The organism is Tepidibacillus infernus (assembly GCF_048898065.1).
Classification (GTDB): Bacteria; Bacillota; Bacilli; order Tepidibacillales; family Tepidibacillaceae; genus Tepidibacillus_B; species Tepidibacillus_B infernus.
The window spans coordinates 157,394-164,171 of sequence record NZ_JBLWFI010000002.1 but is presented as its reverse complement, the minus strand read 5'-3'; the positions used below and the strand labels follow the sequence as shown (position 1 = coordinate 164,171).

Genomic DNA, 6,778 nt, shown 5'->3' with positions numbered 1-6,778 from the left:
AGCTATTCAAATAAAGGTAACCCATGGGACAATGCATGTATTGAATCGTTTCATGCTTTAATAAAACGTGAATGGTTGAATCGTTATGTCATCAAAGATACTAGGCATGCACATGAACTAATATTTGAGTACATAGAGAGCTTTTATAATACAGTCAGAATTCATGAATATTGTGGTATGCTGTCACCTTATGATTTCGAAAATGCTTTAGTGTGTTAATTTACTAAACTGGAATTATATCTACTTTTAACTTGTCCGAAATCTTGACATAAGACCAATTTCGTAGTAATTACAACAAAGCTCCCAAAGAAACATTGTACCATTTAGAAGGAACAAAAACAGTACGAAGAAAAAATAAAACAACGTTGGGGGAACAGTGATGCATACAAAATTTTAAAAGAAAAAACAGCTAAATACACTAAAGAAGATCATTGGAGATGTTTAGTGGCCTAGGGGACCTACGATTCACAGCGTATTAAGACAAGTATGCAACTGGACTTGCTGCTGTTTAAAATACTTCTGAGAACGCTTTGCAATCATCATTATAATGACCATCGAGATAAGATTGATCCCAAGAGCTACCAAAGTCATTTGCCAACTAATCGTAACCTGATTCAGAGTTTGGCTGAGCGTATCCACATTTACTGGCTTATCTTGAGTAGTTGATCTGCTGGCAAATTAGCAAATAAGGAAAAGAGATCAGTACTTGCTGGAATTTTCTTCCCGTTGAAATCAATGAATTCATTTAATCGTAAATAAAGATCTAGCTATTTCATTGAGTTGATAATTGAGTTCTTCCATTAAAATCACTCAGACATGAAAAATATGGATATCTACTCGTGTATCGCAGATAAAATAAATCTATCTTTTAAGACAAGTTTATGTGATAATTTTTCTAGAAATAGTAGATGACCTTATAAAGCGAATCCGTTTATTACATACATATTAGGTGGGATTATAGTGAAGTCACAAAAGCGAATTAGAGATTATGGTATAACCATTGGCCGAATGCAACCTGGCAAACTAAATTCCATTACTGATATTGAAGGTATAAGAGTTGGCAATGTTACACTTAATGATAGCGAAATTAAGACAGGGGTAACTGCCATTCTTCCCCATGGTGGAAACCTTTTTAGAGAAAAGGTTATGGCTGCGAGCTTTGTTATCAACGGTTTTGGAAAGTCTATTGGATTAATTCAGATAGATGAAATGGGAACCATTGAAACTCCTATCATTTTAACTAACACCTTAAGCGTTGGCACTGCCTTTGATGGGGTTGTAGAATATATGCTTAGTAACAATGATGACATAGGCCATACAACCGGTACTATAAACCCAGTGGTATGCGAGTGTAACGATGGGTATTTAAACGATATAAGAAAACGAAAGGTAGAAAAATCCCATGTGATAGATGCCATAATGAATGCAGAAGTTGAATTTGAAGAGGGCTCTGTAGGTGCTGGAACCGGCATGTCCTGCCTTGGCCTTAAGGGTGGCGTGGGTACCTCTTCAAGGATTATAAAGCTTAATGGAAAAGACTATATCCTTGGAAGCCTTGTTTTATCAAATTTTGGAGTAGGAGAAGAACTTTTGATTAATGGAATTAAAGCAGGTGAGAATATAAAATCTTTGCTTTCCAGAAGTGATGAAGAACAAGACAGGGGATCTATTGTTATGATAATTGCCACAGATATACCGCTTAGCGAAAGACAGCTTAAAAGGGTATGCAAACGTGCAGTGGTGGGTCTTTCAAGAACAGGTTCTTTCATAGGTAATGGAAGTGGAGATATTGTTATTGCCTTTACAACTTCAAATAAGGTAAACCATTATGCAGAAAAGGATATATACGAAATCAAAGTCTTAAACGATAATAAAATAGATCCCGTTTTTAAGGCAGTTGCCGAGACCGTAGAAGAATCTATATTAAACTCACTCATCTGCGCAGAAAAAACCGTTGGAAAAGATGGACATACAAAACATTCGCTGAAGGAGTATATTAATCATATTCATATAGACATTTGGTAGCATCTACGGTCCATACAATAGATTGCCATCAAGGGCGATCGGCATAACAGTAACAGAAGTTAGACCTCCGTAGCTGTCAGGCTCAAGGGAGGTCTACTTATTTTTTAGGTAGGAAAGTAAGGTAAGGATGAACATGCGATTCTATTAACAATATAGTATTTAAGTTTTCTGGAACACCTTGTTTATCTCTCATATTTTTTAATTTCTCTTTTTGAATCTCTAACTTTTCTATTTCATCCAGCTCTTTTGTAAAATAATCTGCATCAACATGAAAGATCTCTTCAAGTATGGGAAGATACTTTTTCGGAATGTTTTGTTTCCCTTTGATCCACAAATTTATATTCTGTTTTTTAATTCCTAAGTGTACAGCAACACACGATGCAGACAAACAGCTTTTACAATAAACGTACACTACATTCTCACAATATGTATCAGATTTTTACCTATGTGAAAAACAGGGATACCGCCAATTCCGGCAAAGTAAGTGGCGTTCTGCTTTATGCAAAAACGGATGAGAAAATTGTACCTGACAACGATTATATGATGAGCGGCAATCGGGTATTTAAAAAGGACTGATAAAAATCAATCCTTTATTATTTCTCCAATTAAAATGTATTGATCTTGATTTGGTCGTTCTAGAGAAACCTGGAAATTGTGATCTTCCAAAACCTGTTTTAAATGAAAGGATTCTAATCGTTCCTCCATTGGAGGGCCAGATTTACTGATTTTCTTTTCCCACTCAACGACTAATAATTTCCCATCTGGATTTAAAACCCTCCGAATTTCCCTAATTGTTTGATTCAAGTCCTTCACTTCATGCAAGACAAGGGATACTATTATCCTATCCGCCGTTTGATTATCAAACGGTAGTGTTTCGATTTCATGTTGAACCATATCGATATTTTCTATTTTCTCGTTCTCCATTTCTTGCTTCATATGAGTTAACATTTTTTCTGACACATCAACAGCGATTACTTTTTTTACTTGTTTGGCAATTGGTATTGAAAAATAACCTGTACCTGCACCTAGATCAAGAACGGTATCCTTTTTCTTTAGATCTAGATATTGAAGGACTTTCTCTGGTGGTAACATTTTCTTTCTTTCTTCGTTATTTAGTTTTCCTGCATGTTTTGGATCAAAACGATGGCCCATAATTCCCTTTCAACTCCTACGAATACAAATTTTACCTAAAACATATTTTTCCCTAAATTTTTCAAACTATCAAAGGTTCAACTCTTAAATATTTCTAGTTCTTTTTTCTTTGGTGGTTTTGATAATAGTGACAAGACAATTCCTAGAAACGAAAATAGCATCATCGCATAAATGATCTGTGTATAACCTACATACTTATCAAATTCCTGTCCAAATCCAATAGTAAAGGACACCGTTATGGAAAAAAATATTCAAAAACTTTCTGAACAGGTTGTAAAACATAAACAAGACTACTACACAAAGAAACTTACGACTTATGCTTACATGAAGCTTTTACTTTTTGCTCAGTTGCACGAAACCGAAAGCTTACAAGCAATGAGTGATGCGCTAATTGATGAAGATCTTTATTAACTGTATATTTTTACCAAATGGACAGTGTCACCTTTTCTTTAGGTTTTGACTTTTTAGCTCAAATTCAAGAAAAGATATTAACTGAAAATTATGACTATTTTTATGCAACGCTAGTGATGCTTAGATAGATTTCAAGTTTATATAAAAATGATTCTGAAGTTAGCTTGTCCTGATATCCATATGCTGCCTTGACATCTGAAATCCATTTTGTAATACCTTTTAGTTCATCACCATTTATAATTTTTCTTAGTAAAAATTGTCTTATCATATCGCAGGATCATATCAACAATCTTTTTAGCCTCCGAAGAAGATAACAACCTTATCCTTAGACCCGAATACCGATCAGGTTGTGGCTATCATCATTCGCTCCGTATCAAATGCCACATACTTCGTACTAATCGCATACAATACCTTGAGTAGCTTCCCGCTTAAAACGACAATAGATTGTTTTTTTCGCAGTCGGTCCCACTCCGGATAATCTTTAGGGCCACATTTGCGTAATGACAGTGAACCCTTACGAAGAGCCTTTTTCCACAATGATGCTAATGCGTTTTTTACTATAAAACTCCATGACCTACCCTCTCCTAATAACCACTATAGACCAATTCTAGGCGATAACTGGCAGGATTATATAGTAGTCCGTGGATAGGCAGGTTTGCCGGCAACTGTCCACTTTCCCGGAGGCTGCTCACCCTGTCCAATACATCCTGGGCCGTTTCACTGTAGGAAGAACCAATGATAAAGAGTTCCGCCGCCCCATGGATAACCACTATATTGACCACTTGTTGGAGAAAACCAGCCCCTAATTGCCCCGGTGACTCCAAATCCTGGACAACCTTGGTATCCTCCGGAGAGCGACCCATGGCCGGGAGCAGGTTTAAAGTATTGTCCCAGTCCATTCGGGCTATCACACCGATTATTTCCTGAGCCATAATTAACACCTCCTGAATTTAATAAAAGATCCGGTTCATCCTGAAAATAAAGATCCGATCACCGGTTTTGGTGCAGATATCGGTATGCAAACTAACCACCTTGGCCGAAGTCAGCCTGAAGAGAATGTCCTCCAGATTAGGCCGTCCCTGTTCAACCAACAACTGCCGCAGTTTTTTGACCAGGGCCATGCCGTCATTATCTTTGGCCAAATGCTCTTCAGCAGTAGACAACACCCCTTTTAGGGAAACAACAATCATATCCCTAATGATATCGGTTTTGGCTTCCGTTGGCCCCCGGCCCATATAATCTTTCTCCCACTGGATTAAAGCTTTGGTGATAGCGTTTTCCAACGTGCCTTTACTCAAAACGGCTCCCCCTTTCAGATTCTTGGCTCCAACTTATCCATTGATAATAGTTACAAAATATTCTGCCATGTAAAAGTAAATAGGGATCCCTAATACCAAATTAAAGGGCAGGGTAACCCCCAAGGAGGCCCCCAAATACAAGGCCGGGTTGGCTTTGGGGAGAGAAACCCGCATGGCTGCCGTGGCCACGATATAGGAACTACTGGCGGCCAGCACCCCCAGCAGGGTGGCCCCACCCACACTCAAACCAGCTGCAACCCCGGTCAAAATCCCCAGTAAAGCATTGACCAAGGGCAGTAAAACCCCGAAGACCACGAGAAAGGCTCCCGCTTTCTTTAGTTCACCCAGTTTCCCGGCGGCTACTATACCCATCTCAAGCATGAAAAGGCTCAACATACCCATGAAAATATCTTTGTAAAAAAACTCCACCGTTTCCATACCCTTAGGCCCGGTAAGATATCCCACCGCCATGGCCCCCAGAAGCAAAACCACGCTCTTGCTCAACACCACCTGTTTGGTAACCTGATCGAGGGAGGCCTCCTCCACAGCAGAGTTTTCTCGGTTTTTCTGCTTAGCCCAGGAAGCCAGGATCAAAGCCACCACAATAGCCGGAACTTCCATTAAAGCCGGTAGTCCGTTTAGGTAACCCTCATAATTAACTTGCATATTGGTTAGAAATGTCGCCGCCGCCATAAAAGTCACTACACTGACGGAACCGTAATGACCGGCAATAGCCGCCGCATCATCGGATTTTAACTTACCCACCCGCCAAAGGATAAAAAAAGAGTACAAGGGAATAAGTATACCCAAGATAACAGCGCCGCTAATGGTCATCATGATAGAGGACAGACCCGCCTGGGCAATGGCCACTCCTCCCTTAAAACCAATAGCCACCAATAAATAAATAGTAATAAAATCACTTATGGCACCGGGAAACTCTATTTTGGCTTTAAGGATGGTAATAAACAAACCCAAAGCGAAAAACAGAACTACCGGCGAGGTCAGATTGATTAACGCCAAATCCAACATGCTCTCCATTTTTTCACCTCACACTTCTGTCAATTTTCCCTGATGACAAAACAAAAAGTCCAACACCAAATGCTATAAAGCATCTGATGTTGGACTTGCATTCAACCGGTAAGGGTTTACCCTTTAAATGTCCTTCCAACGGTTATTATTTTATTGAATTTCCCTGTCCGTCACAAAGACAAAGACCCTTTCACCTGTTTTGGTACTTATATCCGTATGCAGGCTTACCACCTTGGCTCCAGTGATCCGGTTAATGATTTCTTCCAATTCAAGACGCCCCTGTTCAACTAATTGCTGGCGCAACTTTTTGATCAGAGTCATCCCTTCTTTATCACGGGCCAAGTGCTGTTCAGCCTGAGAAAGAACTCCCCGCAGGGTTACGATAACCATGTTACGGATGATGTCCGTCCTGGCTTCGGTAGGTCCCCGCCCCTTGTATTCCTTCTCCCACTGAATCATAGCCTTGGTAATCTCGTCTTCCATCTGTCCTTTGGAATAAACCACTACCATACTCCTTGCAAATGAGAATATTTTTGTCACAGGTGAATTAATTATAAATTAACCAGGCCAATAATTCAAGATGGCATTTTGCTCATGTTATTGTTCTGTGATATTGTCATGTTGTAATTGTTCAGAGAAAATGTCACTATGGGACAGGAGAAGATTGCATTGACAAAAGCAGAACTCAAAAAAGTGTTGGTCATTGAAAAGCTTGTTTCTCGTCAAATTAAAGTAGAGGAAGCTGCAACCCTACTGCAACTTTCTACCCGACAGGTTTTGCGCCTTAAAAAAACCTATCTTAAGGAAGGAGCTGAAGGCATTGCCCATAAAAATCGAGGGCGTAAACCTGTTCATGCGATTGC

Annotated in this window: 10 protein-coding genes and 2 pseudogenes (2 of these 12 cut by a window edge); 6 read left to right on the top strand and 6 right to left on the bottom strand. The window is 39.3% G+C overall.

Annotated features, from left to right (window positions below; all coding sequences use genetic code 11):
* From TEPIDINF_RS13200 to TEPIDINF_RS13190, 3 genes are all read left to right on the top strand, one after another.
* The coding region (locus tag TEPIDINF_RS13200) for an integrase core domain-containing protein (RefSeq protein ID WP_421692281.1) at nucleotides 1-219 on the top strand (219 nt) is incomplete at its 5' end.
* Between the two features lie 135 nt (nucleotides 220-354).
* Complete coding sequence (locus tag TEPIDINF_RS13195; RefSeq protein WP_421692328.1) at nucleotides 355-453, top strand: hypothetical protein; 99 nt, start codon at nucleotides 355-357, stop codon at nucleotides 451-453.
* A gap of 507 nt (nucleotides 454-960) precedes the next feature.
* A complete protein-coding gene (locus tag TEPIDINF_RS13190) occupies nucleotides 961-2,025 on the top strand; it encodes a DmpA family aminopeptidase (protein ID WP_255421848.1) in 1,065 nt (354 codons plus the stop codon).
* A gap of 97 nt (nucleotides 2,026-2,122) precedes the next feature.
* On the opposite strand, the gene TEPIDINF_RS13185 is transcribed toward TEPIDINF_RS13190, so the two are convergent.
* A complete protein-coding gene (locus TEPIDINF_RS13185) occupies nucleotides 2,123-2,413 on the bottom strand; it encodes a helix-turn-helix domain-containing protein (protein ID WP_421692280.1) in 291 nt (96 codons plus the stop codon).
* A 194-nt stretch (nucleotides 2,414-2,607) separates the two neighbouring features.
* Nucleotides 2,608-3,177 carry a class I SAM-dependent methyltransferase gene (locus tag TEPIDINF_RS13180; RefSeq protein WP_421692279.1) on the bottom strand — a complete coding sequence of 190 codons (570 nt, stop codon included), beginning with the start codon at nucleotides 3,175-3,177 and terminating at the stop codon, nucleotides 2,608-2,610.
* Between the two features lie 237 nt (nucleotides 3,178-3,414).
* On the opposite strand from TEPIDINF_RS13180, the pseudogene TEPIDINF_RS13175 reads away from it, so the two are divergent.
* A pseudogene (locus TEPIDINF_RS13175) lies at nucleotides 3,415-3,582 on the top strand (DUF4372 domain-containing protein); the annotation flags it as partial.
* Between the two features lie 590 nt (nucleotides 3,583-4,172).
* On the opposite strand, the gene TEPIDINF_RS13170 reads toward TEPIDINF_RS13175, so the two are convergent.
* The 4 genes from TEPIDINF_RS13170 to TEPIDINF_RS13155 all read right to left on the bottom strand — a co-directional run bounded on the left by TEPIDINF_RS13170 (nucleotide 4,173) and on the right by TEPIDINF_RS13155 (nucleotide 6,425).
* Nucleotides 4,173-4,520, bottom strand: coding sequence for a hypothetical protein (locus tag TEPIDINF_RS13170; RefSeq protein WP_421692278.1), 348 nt, complete (start codon nucleotides 4,518-4,520; stop codon nucleotides 4,173-4,175).
* A gap of 18 nt (nucleotides 4,521-4,538) precedes the next feature.
* Nucleotides 4,539-4,886, bottom strand: coding sequence for a Na-translocating system protein MpsC family protein (locus TEPIDINF_RS13165; protein WP_421692277.1), 348 nt, complete (start codon nucleotides 4,884-4,886; stop codon nucleotides 4,539-4,541).
* A 33-nt stretch (nucleotides 4,887-4,919) separates the two neighbouring features.
* Nucleotides 4,920-5,924 (bottom strand): sodium-dependent bicarbonate transport family permease, encoded by a 1,005-nt coding sequence (locus TEPIDINF_RS13160; RefSeq protein ID WP_421692276.1) that lies wholly within the window; start codon nucleotides 5,922-5,924, stop codon nucleotides 4,920-4,922.
* 141 nt (nucleotides 5,925-6,065) lie between these two features.
* Nucleotides 6,066-6,425 carry a Na-translocating system protein MpsC family protein gene (locus TEPIDINF_RS13155; protein ID WP_421692275.1) on the bottom strand — a complete coding sequence of 120 codons (360 nt, stop codon included), beginning with the start codon at nucleotides 6,423-6,425 and terminating at the stop codon, nucleotides 6,066-6,068.
* 138 nt (nucleotides 6,426-6,563) lie between these two features.
* Here TEPIDINF_RS13155 and TEPIDINF_RS13150 point away from each other — a divergent pair, with 138 nt between their 5' ends.
* Nucleotides 6,564-6,778: the 5' portion of a helix-turn-helix domain-containing protein gene (locus TEPIDINF_RS13150; protein ID WP_476471656.1), read on the top strand. Its footprint extends 61 nt past the window's final position; 215 of the gene's 276 nt are visible here — the first part of the coding sequence; it begins with the start codon at nucleotides 6,564-6,566; its stop codon lies off the right edge, out of view.
* Nucleotides 6,769-6,778 (top strand): annotated as a pseudogene (locus TEPIDINF_RS13145) (ISNCY family transposase) (its annotated part continues 1,088 nt past the right edge of the window); the annotation flags it as partial. The gene TEPIDINF_RS13150 and the pseudogene TEPIDINF_RS13145, both read left to right, overlap by 71 nt.

Coding starts and splice junctions, on each gene's coding strand:
- TEPIDINF_RS13155 (WP_421692275.1), bottom strand. CDS start 6,425: ATGGTAGTGGTTTATTCCAAAGGACAGATGGAAGACGAGATTACCAAG.
- TEPIDINF_RS13170 (WP_421692278.1), bottom strand. CDS start 4,520: ATGGCTCAGGAAATAATCGGTGTGATAGCCCGAATGGACTGGGACAAT.
- TEPIDINF_RS13160 (WP_421692276.1), bottom strand. CDS start 5,924: ATGGAGAGCATGTTGGATTTGGCGTTAATCAATCTGACCTCGCCGGTA.
- TEPIDINF_RS13180 (WP_421692279.1), bottom strand. CDS start 3,177: ATGGGCCATCGTTTTGATCCAAAACATGCAGGAAAACTAAATAACGAA.